Annotated in this window: 15 protein-coding genes; 10 read left to right on the top strand and 5 right to left on the bottom strand. The window is 39.9% G+C overall.

Annotation, left to right across the window (positions count from 1 at the left end; translation table 11 throughout):
• The first annotated feature begins 112 nt into the window (after nucleotides 1-112).
• Together ACYQ3L_RS12400 and ACYQ3L_RS12395 are read left to right on the top strand one after the other, a co-directional pair.
• Complete coding sequence (locus tag ACYQ3L_RS12400) at nucleotides 113-934, top strand: tetratricopeptide repeat protein (RefSeq protein WP_379997036.1); 822 nt, start codon at nucleotides 113-115, stop codon at nucleotides 932-934.
• A 1,019-nt stretch (nucleotides 935-1,953) separates the two neighbouring features.
• Nucleotides 1,954-2,907, top strand: coding sequence for an aldo/keto reductase (locus tag ACYQ3L_RS12395; protein WP_379997034.1), 954 nt, complete (start codon nucleotides 1,954-1,956; stop codon nucleotides 2,905-2,907).
• Between the two features lie 73 nt (nucleotides 2,908-2,980).
• On the opposite strand, the gene ACYQ3L_RS12390 is transcribed toward ACYQ3L_RS12395, so the two are convergent.
• Nucleotides 2,981-3,571, bottom strand: coding sequence for a sigma-70 family RNA polymerase sigma factor (locus tag ACYQ3L_RS12390; RefSeq protein WP_379997032.1), 591 nt, complete (start codon nucleotides 3,569-3,571; stop codon nucleotides 2,981-2,983).
• Nucleotides 3,572-3,833: 262 nt separating this feature from the next.
• The gene (locus ACYQ3L_RS12385; protein ID WP_379997030.1) at nucleotides 3,834-4,499 is read right to left on the bottom strand and encodes an MIP family channel protein; all 666 of its coding nucleotides are present in this window, start codon (nucleotides 4,497-4,499) and stop codon (nucleotides 3,834-3,836) included.
• A 200-nt stretch (nucleotides 4,500-4,699) separates the two neighbouring features.
• Here ACYQ3L_RS12385 and ACYQ3L_RS12380 point away from each other — a divergent pair, with 200 nt between their 5' ends.
• The 6 genes from ACYQ3L_RS12380 to ACYQ3L_RS12355 all read left to right on the top strand — a co-directional run bounded on the left by ACYQ3L_RS12380 (nucleotide 4,700) and on the right by ACYQ3L_RS12355 (nucleotide 9,109).
• Nucleotides 4,700-5,212 carry a hypothetical protein gene (locus ACYQ3L_RS12380; RefSeq protein WP_379997028.1) on the top strand — a complete coding sequence of 171 codons (513 nt, stop codon included), beginning with the start codon at nucleotides 4,700-4,702 and terminating at the stop codon, nucleotides 5,210-5,212.
• A 19-nt stretch (nucleotides 5,213-5,231) separates the two neighbouring features.
• Complete coding sequence (locus ACYQ3L_RS12375; protein WP_379997026.1) at nucleotides 5,232-5,648, top strand: putative quinol monooxygenase; 417 nt, start codon at nucleotides 5,232-5,234, stop codon at nucleotides 5,646-5,648.
• Between the two features lie 148 nt (nucleotides 5,649-5,796).
• The gene (locus ACYQ3L_RS12370; protein ID WP_379997024.1) at nucleotides 5,797-6,087 is read left to right on the top strand and encodes a putative quinol monooxygenase; all 291 of its coding nucleotides are present in this window, start codon (nucleotides 5,797-5,799) and stop codon (nucleotides 6,085-6,087) included.
• A 105-nt stretch (nucleotides 6,088-6,192) separates the two neighbouring features.
• Nucleotides 6,193-7,947 (top strand): aspartate--tRNA ligase, encoded by a 1,755-nt coding sequence (gene aspS / locus ACYQ3L_RS12365; RefSeq protein WP_379997022.1) that lies wholly within the window; start codon nucleotides 6,193-6,195, stop codon nucleotides 7,945-7,947.
• Between the two features lie 96 nt (nucleotides 7,948-8,043).
• On the top strand, nucleotides 8,044-8,535 hold the full coding sequence (locus ACYQ3L_RS12360; RefSeq protein WP_379997020.1) for a GNAT family N-acetyltransferase: 492 nt from the start codon (nucleotides 8,044-8,046) through the stop codon (nucleotides 8,533-8,535).
• A 13-nt stretch (nucleotides 8,536-8,548) separates the two neighbouring features.
• Nucleotides 8,549-9,109, top strand: a complete 561-nt coding sequence (locus ACYQ3L_RS12355) for a GyrI-like domain-containing protein (protein WP_379997018.1) — start codon at nucleotides 8,549-8,551, stop codon at nucleotides 9,107-9,109.
• Nucleotides 9,110-9,155: 46 nt separating this feature from the next.
• Here the strand turns inward: ACYQ3L_RS12355 and ACYQ3L_RS12350 are convergent, their stop codons facing one another.
• Nucleotides 9,156-10,265 (bottom strand): redoxin domain-containing protein, encoded by a 1,110-nt coding sequence (locus ACYQ3L_RS12350; RefSeq protein WP_379997016.1) that lies wholly within the window; start codon nucleotides 10,263-10,265, stop codon nucleotides 9,156-9,158.
• A gap of 353 nt (nucleotides 10,266-10,618) precedes the next feature.
• Here ACYQ3L_RS12350 and ACYQ3L_RS12345 point away from each other — a divergent pair, with 353 nt between their 5' ends.
• Together ACYQ3L_RS12345 and ACYQ3L_RS12340 are read left to right on the top strand one after the other, a co-directional pair.
• A complete protein-coding gene (locus ACYQ3L_RS12345; RefSeq protein ID WP_379997014.1) occupies nucleotides 10,619-12,055 on the top strand; it encodes a PDZ domain-containing protein in 1,437 nt (478 codons plus the stop codon).
• A gap of 417 nt (nucleotides 12,056-12,472) precedes the next feature.
• Complete coding sequence (locus ACYQ3L_RS12340; RefSeq protein WP_379997012.1) at nucleotides 12,473-14,086, top strand: ABC-F family ATP-binding cassette domain-containing protein; 1,614 nt, start codon at nucleotides 12,473-12,475, stop codon at nucleotides 14,084-14,086.
• Nucleotides 14,087-14,601: 515 nt separating this feature from the next.
• Here the strand turns inward: ACYQ3L_RS12340 and serB are convergent.
• Together serB and argH are read right to left on the bottom strand one after the other, a co-directional pair.
• On the bottom strand, nucleotides 14,602-15,822 hold the full coding sequence (gene serB, locus ACYQ3L_RS12335; RefSeq protein ID WP_379997010.1) for a phosphoserine phosphatase SerB: 1,221 nt from the start codon (nucleotides 15,820-15,822) through the stop codon (nucleotides 14,602-14,604).
• A gap of 33 nt (nucleotides 15,823-15,855) precedes the next feature.
• Nucleotides 15,856-17,196 carry an argininosuccinate lyase gene (argH, locus tag ACYQ3L_RS12330; protein WP_379997008.1) on the bottom strand — a complete coding sequence of 447 codons (1,341 nt, stop codon included), beginning with the start codon at nucleotides 17,194-17,196 and terminating at the stop codon, nucleotides 15,856-15,858.
• Nucleotides 17,197-17,198: the final 2 nt, after the last annotated feature.

Here is a 17,198-nt window from a genome sequence, read left to right as displayed (position 1 = left end):
CTGTTTATAATCACTTCATCACCTCTTTTAATTCTTTTTAGACAATATGTTTTGACAAAGTCAGTTTATAAGACGTACATTTGCTGATGAATAATTAAATGAATATCTGTTGATGAAAAAGAAACTCCTGCTTGTATTTATTATAACTCTTTCCCTTAACCTGACGGCCCAGACATATGAAGATATGGTAAGCCGTGCCATGGACTATGTAGAACAAAATGATTATGCCGCTGCAGAGCAGGCAATGAAGGCCGCCTTGCGAAAAGAACCCACTAACCCGAATAACCCTATGCTGATGGTTAATCTGGGAACTATACAACGTAATCTGGGAGAACTTGACGAGGCCTTAATCTCATACAACGTAGCCATTGAGAAATATCCGGATACACCCTTTATCCGTCACAACAGGGCCGCCCTCTATTGTGAGATGAACAGGTTCGACGACGCACTGAAAGACTATAATACGATACTTGCAAGCAACCCGAAAGATTTAGAAGCATTATACCGCAGGGGACTGATTCATATCAGCAATAAAAATCTTTTTGCGGCAGAAGAAGACTTTGAAAAAATTATAGAACTGTACCCCGAAAACCTGAACGGTAAAACGGGTATTGCAGCTATAAAGAAACGCAGGTCGGAATGGAAAGAAGCAGAAGAGATGTATACCGACCTGATATATAAACATAAGTCGAACGCCGACCTGTATTATAACCGGGCCGAATGTTACTTGAGGCTGAATAAGCTGGCCAGCACTGAAAACGACATAAAGAAAGCGCTTGAGCTCGGATATGCCGGTGCGCCTATCTATATCCTGAGAGGACAGCTAAGACTTGCCCAATATGAAAAACGCTTGGCCAGAGAAGATTTCCTAAAGGCTAAAGAATTAGGTGCAGATGAAAGTATTATAGAGGATTTCCTGCGGCTTTGTAAGTAAAAGTGGAACCGCCTAAGACTCCTTTCAGAATATTTCTGTAAAGAAAGGCCTGTCATCACGACAGGCCTTTCTCCTTAAAACAAACTTTAAATGTCATACATTTATTAAAAACTATTTAGGGTAAAAGTAAATACACATTTTGAAGAATTTTTGAAGATGGAAAATAATAATAATGAAAACCTGATCTCGGGCAGACATGGGAATAAAATAAGCCTGTCATCACGACAGGCTTATTGAATGAAGCTATTATGTTATATAAACGGTATTACACTAACATGAAGATAAAGATAAATAGACAAATGTGGATGTAATACCAACCTAATAGAAATCATTAAATAAAAAATCTATAATGTGTAAATAAAATATAGTACAAGTATAGACGGCAATTTTGTGTTTTTTTTGAAGAAATAAAAAATAAAACAGCCTGCCTCACGACAGACTGCTTTATAAAACAAGCCTTAAAACGCTTTATACATATTAAGTCTTACACGCTGGAATAAAATTAAATATCGATTCTGAAGTTTTTTTGAATATGGGGAATCCAGCTAATGACTCTGATTACTTTTCCGTTTTATTAAAAAGAAATATGCGGATAACTGAAAAAACTTTATCTATATAGTCGGAGCCGATAGCCTTTAGCTGATAGCTCTTTGAAATATTGAAGGAGCCCCCTAAATTGGCTCCGCCGAACGTTGTTTCCCCTGGGGGGACTTACAGAGAGAGAAAAAAGGAACAGATAGAAAATAGTGGAAAAAGTGTAACTTTTGTAACTTTTTTGATATAGTTACGAGTTACTTCGCCCTTCGGGCAATTACGGGTTACGAGTAGACAAGATACGAGATACGAGTTGTTTACTGTTCACCGTTTACTGTTTACTGTTAACTGATATATCTGTTACTTTTTAACTACATACCGTTAAAATATATAAATGGCATGTTACTATAAATAATAATATGATTTCGTATTTATGTTAAACAAAAATTCTATTAACTTTATCAGCAACAAATTAACGATTTATCATGAAATACAATTTTTGTGGAAACAGCGGGTTACAATTACCCGAAATTTCATTAGGCTTATGGCATAACTTCGGTGATGTGGATAGCTTCGAAATGGCTACATCCATGATTTTACATGCTTTCGAGAGTGGCATTACACATTTCGACTTGGCCAATAACTACGGACCACCTCCGGGAAGTGCAGAAACTAACTTCGGTAAGATACTGGCTAAAGATTTGAAAGGGCACCGTGATGAACTCATCATTTCATCCAAAGCAGGTCATCTAATGTGGGACGGACCTTATGGGGACGGAGGTTCGCGCAAATATATCATGGCCAGTATAGACCAAAGCCTGAGGCGTACAGGACTGGAATATTTCGATATATTCTATTCGCACCGCTACGACCCGCAAACCCCAGTGGAAGAGACTATGCAGGCATTAGTAGACATTGTGCGCCAGGGAAAGGCCTTATATGTAGGGATATCGAAGTACCCGCCTGAAAAACTGATTCAGGCATACAATATACTGAAGTCGCAGCATGTGCCTTGCCTTATCTATCAGGATAAATACAGCATGCTTGTGCGCGAACCGGAAAACGAGCATATGGACATCAACGAAAAATATGGCGTAGGCTTTATCGCTTTTTCCCCGCTGGCTCAGGGTGTACTTACAAATAAATACCTGAATGGTATCCCTGAAACTTCGCGCGCTCACAAAAGTCACGGCTTCCTGCAAGAAAGCGAAATCACACCTGAGGTGATAAAGAAAGTGAAGGCATTGAACGACCTTGCCGGCCAGCGTGGACAAACACTTGCCGAAATGGCTTTGGCGTGGTTGCTGCACAACAAACATGTTACATCTGTTATTGTAGGCACAAGTTCTTTGAACCAACTGAAAGATAATCTGAAAGCAACGGATAATTCGCATTTCACGGGTGAAGAACTGGCGCTGATAGAGATGATTCTGGCATAAAACAAAAAATAAGCATCCCAAACACAGGGATGCTTATACACTTCCAAACATTATAACTTAAAAACTACAATACCTACATCGTCAGTATGATGTTATTTTCTTCCGCCATGCGGCGTATATTGAGAATAGCATAACGCATGCGCCCGAGGGCGGTATTGATACTCACTCCCGTATGGTCTGCTATTTCTTTAAAGCTTAAATCCTGATAGTAGCGCATTTCCAGTACTTCACGCTGGCTATCGGGCAGATATGAGATCAGTTTGCGAATATCCGATGTTATCTGCACACGAATTATTTCGTCTTCTATCGTACCATCGCACAGCAGCGGATTATTCAACAAATCGACCGGAGCCTCATCATTGGAGATTGTGTTTTCATTCTTTTCCTGACGAAAATGATCTATAATGAGGTTATGCGCAATACGTGAGATCCAGGCACGGAATTTTCCTGTCTCCGTATAGCGGCCTTGTTTGATAGTTACGATAGCCTTGATGAAAGTTTCTTGGAAGATATCTTCTGCCAGTTCCCTGTTTCGCACAGTGAAATAGATATAATTGAAGACACTGATTTTGTGTCGTGACAGTAGGATATCAAATGCCTGATTGTTACCATTAGAATAATCGGTGACCAACTGTTCGTCAGTCATGGTTATTAATGTATCCATTATCTCTTATATTTTAAAGTTAAAAAGAGTAATGTTTATTCTATAGGCTAAAAGTTTTTAGAAGGTTTTTAAATAAACTTGCGTTAACGATGCAAATAAAAGACAAATTTATGGAATTAACAATATCTAAAAGATTATTTAACAGAGTAATGTGTTTTTGCTTAATTTTATATATAGACACATTGGTTTGCTAAAAGATATAAAATGTAAAAGAACAATAAAGCTTCCGGAAATCCGGAAGCTCTATAACTATATATAATGCTTACTCTTGTTCTGTATCAATAACTTTCCATACCACGGCCGAAATGGCAGCGCCTAAGAACGGAGCTACAATGAACAGCCACAATTGGGACAGAGCTTCTGCTCCCTGAAAAATAGCAGGACCGATACTACGTGCCGGGTTTACCGATGTACCAGTAATAGGGATACATACGATATGCACCAGAACCAGGGTAAGGCCGATCGCAACACCGGCAAACTGATTATTGGCACCTTTGGATGTCACACCTAAAACAACAAGAACAAAGATGAATGTAAAGACCGTTTCAGCAACAAATGCCGGTAGCAGATCGGTATAACCGTTAGCTCCTGTAAGGGTTGTTGTTGAACCTGAGTCTTTTGCCAGCACATACAATATCGCAGAACCGACAATAGCCCCTATCACCTGGAAAATCATGTACAGACCTGCATCCTTAGCCGATATCTTTTTAGATAACAACAAGCCCAGAGTGATTGCCGGATTGATATGGCAACCCGAAACTTTACCAATGGTATAAACCATAGCCAATACAGCCAATCCAAAGGCAAATGCTACACCAAGTGTACCTACCGAAGCAAACGGCTGTCCGGTTCCCGCAAATACCGCGGCTCCACACCCCATAAGAACCAGAACCATAGTTCCGATCATTTCTGCTAAATACTTTTTCATTGAATTTCTACTTTAATTAAACATTTGTGCTGCTTGTGTAATTTTGTGTTAACTACATAAGGTTATGGCGAAGTTAAATATAAAATCGGATAAAAGACAGAAAGTCTACACTTTTTTTCGCTCTTCCATTTCCATTATTGCTACCATTCCCTATATTTGTAACACTTAAATTATTAATATCAAATATAAATCTAACACATATGAAGAAGCTATTGTTTTCGGTTTTGGCCTTTTTTATCTGTATATATGCATTCGGACAGGACTATAATGTTCCCAGGAATTATAAGTTCGAAAATAAAGAGTCTTATAAGGCCTACGAGCCACAGATAAAAGAGACGATAGGCTGGCTCCTGCAAACATCCCTGGGCAAGGAGGCAAACAAACGGCAGGAAGCAAACGCGTTTCTTATGGCTTGGTTGACCGGGACACCCGATGTACATTTAAAAATGGATGCCGGTTTTATGATGAACTTCATCAAAATCAATCCTGAACTGATAATGCCTTTCACTGCCGGATGGGCTAAATATTCGCTGGACAACGGATATTCGGAAGATGCATTGCAGGGGACAAAGGCAGGGGTGGAAACAGTTATCGCCTTTTACAGAAAAAACAGGGGATATCTCAAAAAAGACAGTAACATAGAAAAATATGAAAAATTGATGGAGAAAGGAAAACTTGAAACCGAAATAAACAAACAACTAAATAAGAAATAATTATACAAAAAAGGAAATCATGAGAAAAATTGTATTCATCGTATTATTAGGATTACTATGTATCGTTAGTTGTAACCAAAAAGCAGAGACTAACCAGGACGATACGATCGTTATAAAAAGAGACTTAGAGGCTGAAGAAAGAACCGGTGACGAACTAAAAATAGCTGCTATCATAACCGTTAAACCCGAAGCTATAAAAGATATACTTCCTATATTCCAGGCTGTAGTACAAGGCAGTCAGGAAGAAGACGGTTGTATCTCTTACAACGTACACCAGGACACCAGCGATTCTACAAGGTTTATTATTCTGGAAGAATGGGAATCACAGGCAGCAATCGACTTTCATGGCAATACCGACCACTTCAAAACATACCAGAAAGCATCGAAAGATTTGATAGAGAAAAAAGAAGTGATAAAAATGAAGCTGGTATATTAGAATATAGATTCTATAGAAAGAGTAAAAGTTCCTGCATTATTTTCAGGGACTTTTATCTTTAAAGAAAGATGATTTTATATCCGTGTAATCTGTAAAACACAAATAAAATACATACTTTTGTAACCTCAAATAATACATAAAAAAGGTTATGATGGAACTGAAAATTGTTGCCGTTATCGTAGTAAAAGCTGCATATAAGGAAGAGTTGGAGAAGGTATTCCATACCGTAGTAGATGAAACCCGCAAAGAAACAGGAAATGTATCTTACGATTTACATCAGGATTGTAAAGACCCTTTAAAGTACACGATACTCGAAGTATGGAAATCGCAGGCAGCTATTGATGAACATAATGCAAGTGCACATTTCAAAGCATTTGTAACAGCAATAGAAGGCAAAGTAGAAAGCCTGACAGTGGATGTAATAAAGAAAATATATTAAAAATACCAATGAGCTAATAACTCAATATGCCGATATGCCAATGAGTAATACTGTTCGAATTGGCATATTGCCTAATTGGCATTTTAGCACATTAAATTTATAATTATGTACAGAAATCATACTTGCGGAGAACTGACTCTTGCCGATGTAAATAAAGAAGTAACCCTTGCGGGATGGGTACAAAAAGTGCGTAAACTTGGTGGCGGAATGACCTTTGTCGATCTCCGCGACCGCTATGGGATTACCCAGCTGGCATTCAGCAAAGATGTAAATGCAGATTTGTATGAACAATCGAATAAGTTCGGACGCGAATATGTATTGCAGGTAACAGGTACTGTACAGGAACGTTCGAGCAAGAATATGAATATACCTACCGGCGAGATAGAAATTATCGTCAACAAGCTGGTTATTCTGAATACATCGGAAGTTCCGCCTTTCACTATCGAAGATGAAACCGACGGTGGCGACGACCTGCGCATGAAATACCGCTATCTGGACTTACGCCGCAGTCCTGTGCGCAAAAATCTGGAATTGCGTCATAAAATTGCTTTCGAAACACGCCGTTTTCTGGACGAACGCCAGTTCATAGAAGTGGAGACTCCGGTACTGATAGGCTCTACCCCCGAGGGTGCACGCGACTTTGTTGTGCCATCACGTATGAATCCGGGAGAATTCTATGCCCTTCCGCAATCGCCTCAGCTATTCAAGCAATTGCTGATGGTATCGGGATTTGACCGTTATTTCCAGATTGTGAAATGTTTCCGTGACGAAGACCTTCGCGCCGACCGTCAGCCGGAATTCACCCAGATAGACTGTGAAATGTCGTATGTCAATCAGGAGGATGTACTGAATATGTTTGAAGGACTGACCAAGCACCTGTTCAAAAAGGTAAAAGGTATAGACATCCCCGACTTTCCTCGAATAACATATGCCCACGCGATGAAATATTACGGCTCGGATAAACCGGATACTCGTTTCGGGATGGAATTCGTGGAAATCAAAGACCTGACCACAGGTAAAGATTTCATCGTATTCGATTCGTCCGAGTATGTAGGAGCTATCTGTGCCAAAGGTGCGGCATCATATACCCGCAAACAGCTCGATGCACTTACCGATTATGTAAAACGCCCGCAAATCGGGGCTAAAGGGCTTGTATATGTGCGCTACGAAGCCGATGGCTCTCTGAAATCGTCCGTAGATAAATTCTATACAGCCGAAGACCTGAAAAAATGGGCGGAACGCTGTCAAGCAGAACCGGGCGACCTTATCCTTATCATATGCGGTGAAACTGAAAAGGCACAGAAACAGCTATGCGAACTTCGTCTCGAAGTAGGAGACCAACTGGGACTCCGCGATAAGAATAAATTTAATTGCCTTTGGGTCATCGACTTCCCTCTGTTGGAAAAAGACGAAGAACTGGGGCGCTTTTTTGCAAAGCACCATCCGTTTACCAGCCCGAAGGAAGAGGACATTCCTCTGCTGGAATCAGATCCGGGGGCTGTACGTGCCAATGCATACGACATGGTGATCAATGGTGTTGAAGTTGGTGGTGGTTCGGTTCGTATCCACAACAGCCAGTTGCAGAACAAGATGTTCCATGTACTTGGGTTTACTGAAGAAAAGGCTCAGGCTCAATTCGGCTTCCTGATGAATGCATTCAAATACGGAGCGCCTCCGCACGCAGGTCTGGCATTTGGCCTCGACCGCCTGGTATCTCTTTTCGCAGGGTTGGATAGCATCCGTGACTGTATTGCGTTCCCTAAAAATAATTCGGGACGCGATGTAATGATCGACGCGCCAGCTGTCCTTGAACAGGAACAATTGGATGAATTGAACCTGAAAGTGGTAATAAAGGAATAATCATTAAAGGAAACCATTATAAAATGCTCTGGTTTTTCTGACCGGAGCATTTTTCTTTCAGAAAGGTTTTATCTTTAAGCCGGTTAATAAACATCTATGACCAGAGAAAATAAACAAGGCCCGATCACTCTTCAGCCCGTAAGGGATGAAGATGTACCAATGATAAAGCAATGGCTCTATAAGGAATATATATTAGAATGGTATCATGAGCCGGATGAATGGATCAGAGAAATAGAAGAAAGAGAAGGTGAATTCGGCTTCCTGAATCATTACATTGTTTATGACGGAAACACTCCATTTGCTTTCTGCCAGTATTATGATTGTTTCGATGCCCAGGAAGAATGGTACACAGTGAGTTATCCCGCCAGAACCTACAGTATAGATTACCTTATAGGAGAGAGCAGCTATTTGGGCAGGGGATACGGAAAGGCAATTGTAAAGGCTCTGATAAATAAAATCAAAAGCCATGAAGGAGCTATGGAAATTGTAGTGAAGCCCGAAAAAGAAAACATCCCTTCATGTAAAACTTTATTATCTTGCGGTTTTACTTTTAATGATGATAAGCAATACTATACCATTAATTTATAAGGAGAAAATAACTATGAAAAAGATCGTTAAAATCTTACTGGCTCTCATATTCGGAATAATCATCCTCCTGGTTGCTATTTATGCTTATTACGGTGGATTCAGAACAGTTAACTTTGAAGTGAAGGAGGCTGGTGGAGAAGTATTCGTCTATGAAAATGTCACAGGAGATTATAGCCAAAGCCCGGTGGTAATGGACAGCATTTATTATGCGTTGCTCAACGATTACAAAATCGGAACAACAAAGGGGGCAGGCATGTATTATGACAATCCTCAACAAGTAGAAAAAAGTAAACTCCGCTCAGAAATCGGTTGTATACTCGATACGTACCCCGATAGCATGCAGATGGTAGTGCTCTCAAACAGATTCAAAGTTAAAGTGTTGCCTAAAGGCAACTATATTGTGGGAGAATTTCCCAATAAAGGGATGATATCGACAATCGTAGGAATAATGAAAGTATATCCGGCATTGACCAAATATATAGAAACGGCGGGTTATAAAAAAGACGAACCTGTAATGGAAATATACGATGTACCGGCTAAAGTAATCATATACAGGCAATCCGTATCGAAATAGAAGTGAAAAGAGGAGTATTTCCTCGTACTCCTCTTTTCCTATTCAATTATTTCTTACCTAATTTATTTAATACTATTTCTTTAAAATCCTTCCATCCGGTAGAATTACGTGCTACTATCGTTCCATCAGGAGCTATTAATATCAAACGAGGGATGCCTGTTATTCCGTAGATTTTAGTCGGTATTTCCTGCGCATTTATTATTTGAGGCCACTCTATCTTATCTTCTGCAATGGCCCTTTCCGTATCTTCCGGCTTATCCCATACAGCCACTCCTACTATTTCAAAATTATCTCCTCTATATTTTCTATACAGTTCTTTTATTTCCGGAGTCAGCCCACGACAAGGGCCGCACCAGCTAGCCCAAAAGTCTACCAATATATATTTGCCTTTTCCCGCATGATCCGACAGCGACACTTTTGTGCCATCAGGCTGCTCTATTGTAAAGTCGCTAAATTTCTGACCTTCAGCAGTCTTTTTCAGGGCATCGTTTGTTTCCACAATTTTTTTCACCATTTCCAAAGAAGCAATATCTTTACTTAATTTAGCCACGGCAGTATCTATCTGACCTGTACGCATCCACATCGACATCTCGTACAATACAACAGACCCGATAACATTATTTGTGTTAGCATCGAATGTATTCTCCATCAGGTCCATATATTTGGGAGTCCAGACTTTACTAAATATACTATCGAACTCAGCCTTGAATTTATCTTTATCCTTAATTTTATTTTTTAGCTCCGTATAGATATTTTCTCTTTCCTTATACAGTTCACCTGTTTTCTTATTATAATCTGTCAATGCATCATTCAATGGAGTATTTGACGCTATGCCATCTTTTAAATTAACAATTATTCGTCCTTTATCCAATATTAACGGTACATATGCAGCATCTTCAATGAATACTCCGGCATACCGGATAGTATCTGCGATTCCTTTAAATACAAATCTGTTACTATCTATCAAAACGCTGTCTATCTTATTATTTCCCACCCTGTTATGGTCGACAAGATAGATTTTTTGCCCATTATAGGTCGAATCGGCGATACCCTCGACTATATATTCAGGTACTACAGACTGTTTTTTTTCACAGGAAACAATAATGGTCAGACTTGTTACCGTTATTAACAAAGTGCGGATCGTTCTTATTTTCATATTATTAGGTATTAGAACTGATAAATTTAAATTTTTTAAAACATCTCCCTTCAATAATACTGTTAAATAAACTAAAGAGGCTGTTCATCCGAACTGGCAGGTGACACAGGTTTTATCAAATGTGACATATACCTGAAATAAAAGATTCGGGTTGTAATGGATAAAGATTTTGAAAGAAAATTATCTATATAGGGCAAAGAGGCTTATATCCCACCTCCTTTCATCAAAATGTCAGGTTACAAAAAAAAATTGACCTGCGTCATTTACAGGCACCTTACAGAGTTACAAATGAGATTATTCACGAAAAAAATCATATATTTGCGTCTTGAAATTTTTCAATTCTTATACCTAAAATGAAAAAAATACTTTTTACGCTGTTACTTTTTACGCTATTCACTTATAGTACAAAATCGCAAGTGTATGACAAAAACTGCTATTTTGGATTTACTTTCGATGTAAGTGAAAATAAAAACTGGGGATACGGCGAGCTGATTATCACAGAGGTAGAACCAAACTCTCCGGCCGAGAGAGCAGGTATCAAAGTAGACGACATCATAATGGAAATAAACGGGAAAGCCACTTACCTGCGTGATAACCAGACAATAGCCAACTGGTTGTTCGAAGACATGTACGCCCCAACAGTCGTCTTCACCATCCGGAATATGAACGCGTATTTCAAAGAATACACCCTCTCCCGCAAATGTATAGCGACCAACTCGGTAAGTGAAATGGAACTATCAAAAATATTTTCATTTTACAGCCTCGAAAATACAAGCGAACGGAAATTCTCGCTGCCATTACATGTGCAGCCGGATAAAGATGTAGACTTTTACGATTACCACACCTACGATTTCTATAAAGACGGAAAACCGGTACCTGCCATCGATAGCCAGATAACTGCCCTGCTGGCAAAAGACCTGGAAGCAAAAGGCCTTGTACGGGACACATCCGACCCCGATATCGTAGTGCAGGCATATTATAGCTATGAGCCGAATACGAAATTCACCGGACTGAACAATCCGAATTATGCACCTGGAACATGGCGGTTCGATGTAGACAAACAGCAAATGGTATTACTGCCTGTCTTCGATCCTGATGAACCGAACGCAGACAACGCAGCCCAATATATAGTGGAATACGGATTCAGCTTCTACGACCGGAAATATATCAATCCATCGAAGCTGACACAGATATGGGACTGCAACATAAAGGATTATCTTTCTTCGAAATATACATTGGAAGAATATGTAAGGTTACATACTCCGCTTATGCTGAAACAGTTCCCTTACTCGGCATCAAAAACAAAAGCGGAATATAAAGTAGATTTCAACCGGTATAACTATACAGGTATGTACTTCGATGCTGACGATCTGGTTACTGTTAAGGATGTGGACATGAACTCTCCTGCTTATCAGGCTGGTATCCGCCCCGGATATATTATAAAGAAAATCAACAACAGAAAGTTTGAACACACCAAAGAAAGCCTGTCGGAAGCCTATAAACACTTCATAGCCGAAACAATGGTATTCCGCGATCAGGCTACACGGTTTACAAACGCAGGAGGATATACCGAATGCATGTTCTGGAATGTGGGATATTATCCCGAAGTGGCCAAGGAGCTGAATAAATCGCAATACCTTACACAGTTTTCTTACCTGTACGACTTTGAAAAGTATGTGAGCAGTAAAGTGGACAACAGGATTACGGTAGAGGCTTGGGACGGTATGCAAAACAGGATATTCAGTGTTACGCCTGAAATCAGGAAATCGGTTGTTATAAAAGCATTGTAGGCTGGTTAGTGATAAATTAAGTTCTTGTGTTCACGCGATTTGCAGGCTACGAGCCGCTTATCGAGCAACCCTTTTACATCTGGCTACACCGGTTTAGACCTGCCTTTGCTTCGTCTATTCTTGATTGGTAAACGCCTGATTGTATCTTCTTGCCCATTCAGGCAAGGCACGGTTTATAAAAACAGGCCGGCGAATTTAGCATAAAATGCAATTTAACCCACTATTAACACCTGCCGATTATAAAGTCAGGCTAAAAATTCGTACCTTTGCGCCCGATTTATGGTTATGATTTCATAACAGGTTTATCTATAAGCTAAGGTCACAGACCTGTTTATTACTTTCATGTGTATAGCAACAATTAGTTAATAATTTATTATCGTTGCATTAAATACTTTTATTATTTATATATAAATAAAGATGATAACAGTTTCAAATTTAGGTATTCAATTCGGTAAACGCGTATTATTTCAAGATGTGAATCTGAAGTTTACAAGTGGAAATTGCTATGGTATAATCGGAGCCAATGGTGCGGGAAAATCCACTTTTCTGAAAATACTGAGTGGTGAAAAGGATGCAACCAGCGGAACATTTTCCCTGGGCCCCGGAGAGCGGCTTTCGGTATTAGCGCAGGATCACTTTGCTTTCGATAGTCAGTCTGTAATGGACACAGTATTACAGGGACACACAGTACTTTGGGACATAATGAAGGAAAAAGACGCATTGTATGCTAAAGAAGACTTTACGGATGCCGATGGGATTAAAGCTTCGGAGCTGGAAGAAAAATTTGCAGAACTGGAAGGTTGGAATGCAGAGAGCGACGCAGCCATGCTACTTAGCGGACTGGGTATCCCGGAAGAACTACATTACCAGATAATGGGTGATATAAGCGCTAAGCAAAAAGTGAGGATACTTCTTGCCCGCGCACTTTTCGGTAACCCTGACAACCTGTTGCTCGACGAGCCTACCAACGACCTCGATATAGAAACTGTGATGTGGCTGGAAAATTATCTTGCAAATGCAGAAAATACGATTCTCATCGTATCGCACGACCGTCACTTCCTCGACTCGGTATGTACCCATACAGTGGATATTGACTTCGGTAAAGTAACCATGTTTGCCGGCAATTATAGTTTCTGGTACGAATCGAGCCAGCTGGCACTGCGCCAGCAACAACAGCAGAACAAAAAGGCTGAAGAAAAGAAAAAAGAACTGGAAGAGTTCATCCGTCGTTTCAGTGCCAATGTAGCAAAATCGAAACAGACTACAAGCCGCAAAAAAATGATTGAAAAACTGAACATCGAGGAAATAAAACCATCGTCCCGTAAATATCCGGGTATCATCTTTAGCCCCGACCGAGAGCCGGGAAATAAGATACTTGAAGTAAACGGGCTTAGTAAATCTATCGAGGGTAAAAAACTATTCGACAATGTAAGCTTCAATATAGAGAAAGAGGATAAGGTCATTTTCCTGTCGAAAGATCCGCGTGCAATGACTGCCTTTTTCGAAATCATAAACGATTATGTACAACCCGATACCGGAACTTTCAGCTGGGGACAGACTATTACACCTGCTTACCTGCCTTTGGACAACAGCGATTATTTCAAAAATGACCTGAACCTGATCGACTGGCTTGCCCAATTTTCGGACGACACCAGTGAAATCTACATAAAAGGATTCTTAGGCAGGATGTTATTCTCCGGAGAAGAGGTACTCAAAAATACAAAAGTGCTGTCGGGAGGAGAGAAAATGCGGTGTATGATTGCCCGCATGATGATGAAGAGTGCAAACTGCCTTGTGCTGGATTCTCCGACGAACCATCTGGATCTGGAATCGATACAAGCATTTAATAATACACTTATACAATTCAAAGGTAATGTACTGATGTCTTCGCATGACCATGAATTCATACAAACGGTTTGTAACAGGGTGATAGAACTTACTCCGAACGGCACTATCGACAAGATTATGGATTATGACGATTATATTACCTCTGATGACATAAAAGCTCTGAGAGAGAAGATGTATAAATAAATCCAATTATAAAAGGATGAGAACGGGTATACCTAAAAAGCCCGTTCTTTTAAAGTACAAATACATGTATCATTTAACCGGATATTATTAAATATTTAAAGAATCTGTTTATATATTTTCTATAACAAAACAAATTGCGTTACATTTACACAATAAAACATGTGATTATCTAGAATTTTAGTTCTTTTTTTACAAGGCACACAAAACTCATATCACAGAATAAAATACAATTAAGACAAATATCAAGGAGGAGTTATTTATAGGGTGTTCTGGGCATTTATAACCGCCAATAACCACGTAAGGCTCCTTACTTTTACCGACCTTACAGCTCAAACATTTGCTTGTGAAAGTTGATATTGAACCAAATGGTTATTGGAAGATAGCTCCTCTGAGATATTAAATATTAACATCGAATACACAATAATAGGATTCCCCGGCATTTATACAGATATAAATGAATAACCGTCTATTACATTATATAATAGACGGTTACATATAGAATTCCTTATTATAAATTACTCTTCACCCACAAGCATAGAATCTCTGTATCCCAGGAAGTAAAGGATACCATCCAATCCCACCGTAGACAACGATTGTTTCGCATTTGCCTTCACTTTGGGCTTCGCATGAAAAGCAATGCCCAGTCCGGCAATACCCAGCATAGGCAAGTCATTGGCTCCGTCTCCGATTGCTACAGTCTGACGCATATCTACTTTCTCAACCTGAGCCAGTAAACGTAACAACTCAGCCTTGCGCTTACCATCAACAATATCGCCCACATAGTTTCCGGTAAGTTTACCATCTTCTATTTCAAGCTCATTGGCATATACATAATCGAAACCATACTTCTCTTTCAGATAATTACCAAAATAGGTAAATCCTCCTGAAAGGATAGCCAGTTTACAGCCACTCTTTTTCAATATACGGATAAGGCGGGTCATCCCTTCTGTTATAGGAAGATTCTCGGCAATATCTTTCATCACGGATTCATCCAGCCCTTTCAGAAGGCTCACTCTTTTCCTGAAACTTTCGGAAAAGTCGATCTCACCGCGCATAGCCGATTCTGTAATAGCTTTCACCTCCTCGCCTACACCTGCACGCTCTGCCAGCTCATCTATAACTTCTGTCTGAATAAGGGTGGAATCCATATCGAAACAAACCAGACGGCGCATGCGGCGATACATACTTTCTACCTGGAATGCTATATCAATGCCTTGCTCATCGGCCAGTTTCATAAAGTCGTGCTTCAATTGCTGCACATCGTCTACCGAACCCCGTATTGCCAGTTCTATACATGAACGGCTGGGACGTTCTTCCGTTTCCAGCGGAACACGGCCTGTTAACCTTATTATCTTTTCAATATTGAGCTTATATTTCTGGCTTATCTGTGCTACAGCAGAAATCTGGCTGGGATTTAATGTACGCCCTAACATGGTTACAATATAGCGGTTCTTTGTGCCTTGGAGGCATACCCAACGCATATATTCTTCTTTGCTGATTGGAGAAAAGCGGATGATAACACCCACTTCTGTCGCTTTAAAAAGGAGATCTTTGATTACCTCACCTGCATTCCTGGCTTCAAACATGATTGCCAATGACAGCGAATGGTGTATGTTGGCCTGGCCTATATCAAGAATATTAGCGTTATGTTTTGCCAATACGGCAGTTAGAGCCGCTGTTACACCGGGTTTATCCTCTCCGGACAGACTAGCTAGTATTATTTCTGAATCTTCCATATCAAGAGAACTTCTTTCTTATAATATTGGGGTTTAATTGATGAAATCCAGCAATGCCTGTTCTGCCGACATTACTTTACTAAAATCGAACTGATTGATAATCTGTTGTTTCAACAAATCTATATGATCGTTGTATAAATTACCTATGCTACCTTCATGTGTATGGTTCACTTTCTTATCATGAGCGAAGTTTCCCTCCTCAATATCTAAGCCGACCTGTTTATAAGCATCGCGGAAAGGCACACCTTTCAGCACAAGCCTGTTCACCTCTTCTACACTGAATATGAGCAGATATTTGGGATCATTGAGGATATCCTCATTTATCTTTACTTCATTCATCATACGCGCTACCATGTGCAAACAATCATTCATCTCCCCGAACGAAGGGATAAACAATTCTTTGATGATCTGCAAATCACGGAAATATCCTGAAGGAAGATTGTTTATAATCAGTGTTATATCATTAGGTAATGCCTGCAACTTATTGCATTTAGCACGTGTAAGTTCAAATACATCAGGATTCTTCTTATGAGGCATAATACTCGATCCTGTAGTATATTCATCTGCCAGCTTGATAAATCCGAAATTCTGGCTGTTATACAAACAGGCATCATATGAAAGTTTTGATAATGTGCCTGCTATACTTGCTATGGCAAATGACACTATACGTTCCATCTTTCCTCGTCCCATTTGAGCGTATATCACATTATAGTCCATAGAATCAAAACCCAGCAGGTCTGTCGTCATTTGCCTGTTCAGAGGGAATGACGAACCATATCCGGCGGCTGAACCCAAAGGATTCCGGTTACATATTTTATATGCCGCCAGAAGCAATTGCAGATCATCTACCAGACTTTCGGCATAGGCACCGAACCATAATCCGAATGACGACGGCATCGCAATTTGCAAATGAGTATATCCCGGCATCAGGACATCTTTATATTTTTCACTTTGGGTAAGGAGAACATCTATTAAAGCGGTTACCGAATCAACAAGCATATGGATCTGATCCCTTGTGAAGAGTTTCAAATCAACCAGCACCTGATCGTTGCGGGAACGCCCGCTATGTATCTTTTTTCCGATATCCCCTAATTTACGGGTAAGCATCAGTTCTACTTGCGAGTGTACGTCTTCAATACCGTCCTCTATCTCAAAGTTGCCGGCAATTGCAATTTCATAAATCTCTCTTAATTCTTTAAGAAGAACCGATAATTCATCTTTGGTAAGCAATCCGATAGACTCAAGCATTGTAATATGAGCCATAGAACCGAGTACATCATATGGAGCCAGATATATATCTAATTCACGATCATGCCCTACCGTATAAGACTCTACATCTTTATTTACCTGAACACTTTTTTCCCAAAGTTTCATCC

The sequence above is a fragment of the Dysgonomonas termitidis genome, from assembly GCF_054657735.1.
Note: the sequence above shows the minus strand (reverse complement) of the source record. Positions and strands in the feature narration are given on the sequence as shown.

Excerpts from the sequence above, each read along its gene's own strand:
- ACYQ3L_RS12375 (WP_379997026.1), top strand. The coding sequence starts at position 5,232 with ATGAGAAAAATTGTATTCATCGTATTATTAGGATTACTATGTATCGTT.
- ACYQ3L_RS12340 (WP_379997012.1), top strand. The coding sequence starts at position 12,473 with ATGATAACAGTTTCAAATTTAGGTATTCAATTCGGTAAACGCGTATTA.
- ACYQ3L_RS12390 (WP_379997032.1), bottom strand. The coding sequence starts at position 3,571 with ATGGATACATTAATAACCATGACTGACGAACAGTTGGTCACCGATTAT.
- ACYQ3L_RS12385 (WP_379997030.1), bottom strand. The coding sequence starts at position 4,499 with ATGAAAAAGTATTTAGCAGAAATGATCGGAACTATGGTTCTGGTTCTT.
- ACYQ3L_RS12395 (WP_379997034.1), top strand. The coding sequence starts at position 1,954 with ATGAAATACAATTTTTGTGGAAACAGCGGGTTACAATTACCCGAAATT.
- ACYQ3L_RS12380 (WP_379997028.1), top strand. The coding sequence starts at position 4,700 with ATGAAGAAGCTATTGTTTTCGGTTTTGGCCTTTTTTATCTGTATATAT.
- ACYQ3L_RS12355 (WP_379997018.1), top strand. The coding sequence starts at position 8,549 with ATGAAAAAGATCGTTAAAATCTTACTGGCTCTCATATTCGGAATAATC.
- ACYQ3L_RS12400 (WP_379997036.1), top strand. The coding sequence starts at position 113 with ATGAAAAAGAAACTCCTGCTTGTATTTATTATAACTCTTTCCCTTAAC.
- argH (WP_379997008.1), bottom strand. The coding sequence starts at position 17,196 with ATGAAACTTTGGGAAAAAAGTGTTCAGGTAAATAAAGATGTAGAGTCT.
- ACYQ3L_RS12360 (WP_379997020.1), top strand. The coding sequence starts at position 8,044 with ATGACCAGAGAAAATAAACAAGGCCCGATCACTCTTCAGCCCGTAAGG.
- ACYQ3L_RS12345 (WP_379997014.1), top strand. The coding sequence starts at position 10,619 with ATGAAAAAAATACTTTTTACGCTGTTACTTTTTACGCTATTCACTTAT.
- ACYQ3L_RS12370 (WP_379997024.1), top strand. The coding sequence starts at position 5,797 with ATGATGGAACTGAAAATTGTTGCCGTTATCGTAGTAAAAGCTGCATAT.
- serB (WP_379997010.1), bottom strand. The coding sequence starts at position 15,822 with ATGGAAGATTCAGAAATAATACTAGCTAGTCTGTCCGGAGAGGATAAA.
- ACYQ3L_RS12350 (WP_379997016.1), bottom strand. The coding sequence starts at position 10,265 with ATGAAAATAAGAACGATCCGCACTTTGTTAATAACGGTAACAAGTCTG.
- aspS (WP_379997022.1), top strand. The coding sequence starts at position 6,193 with ATGTACAGAAATCATACTTGCGGAGAACTGACTCTTGCCGATGTAAAT.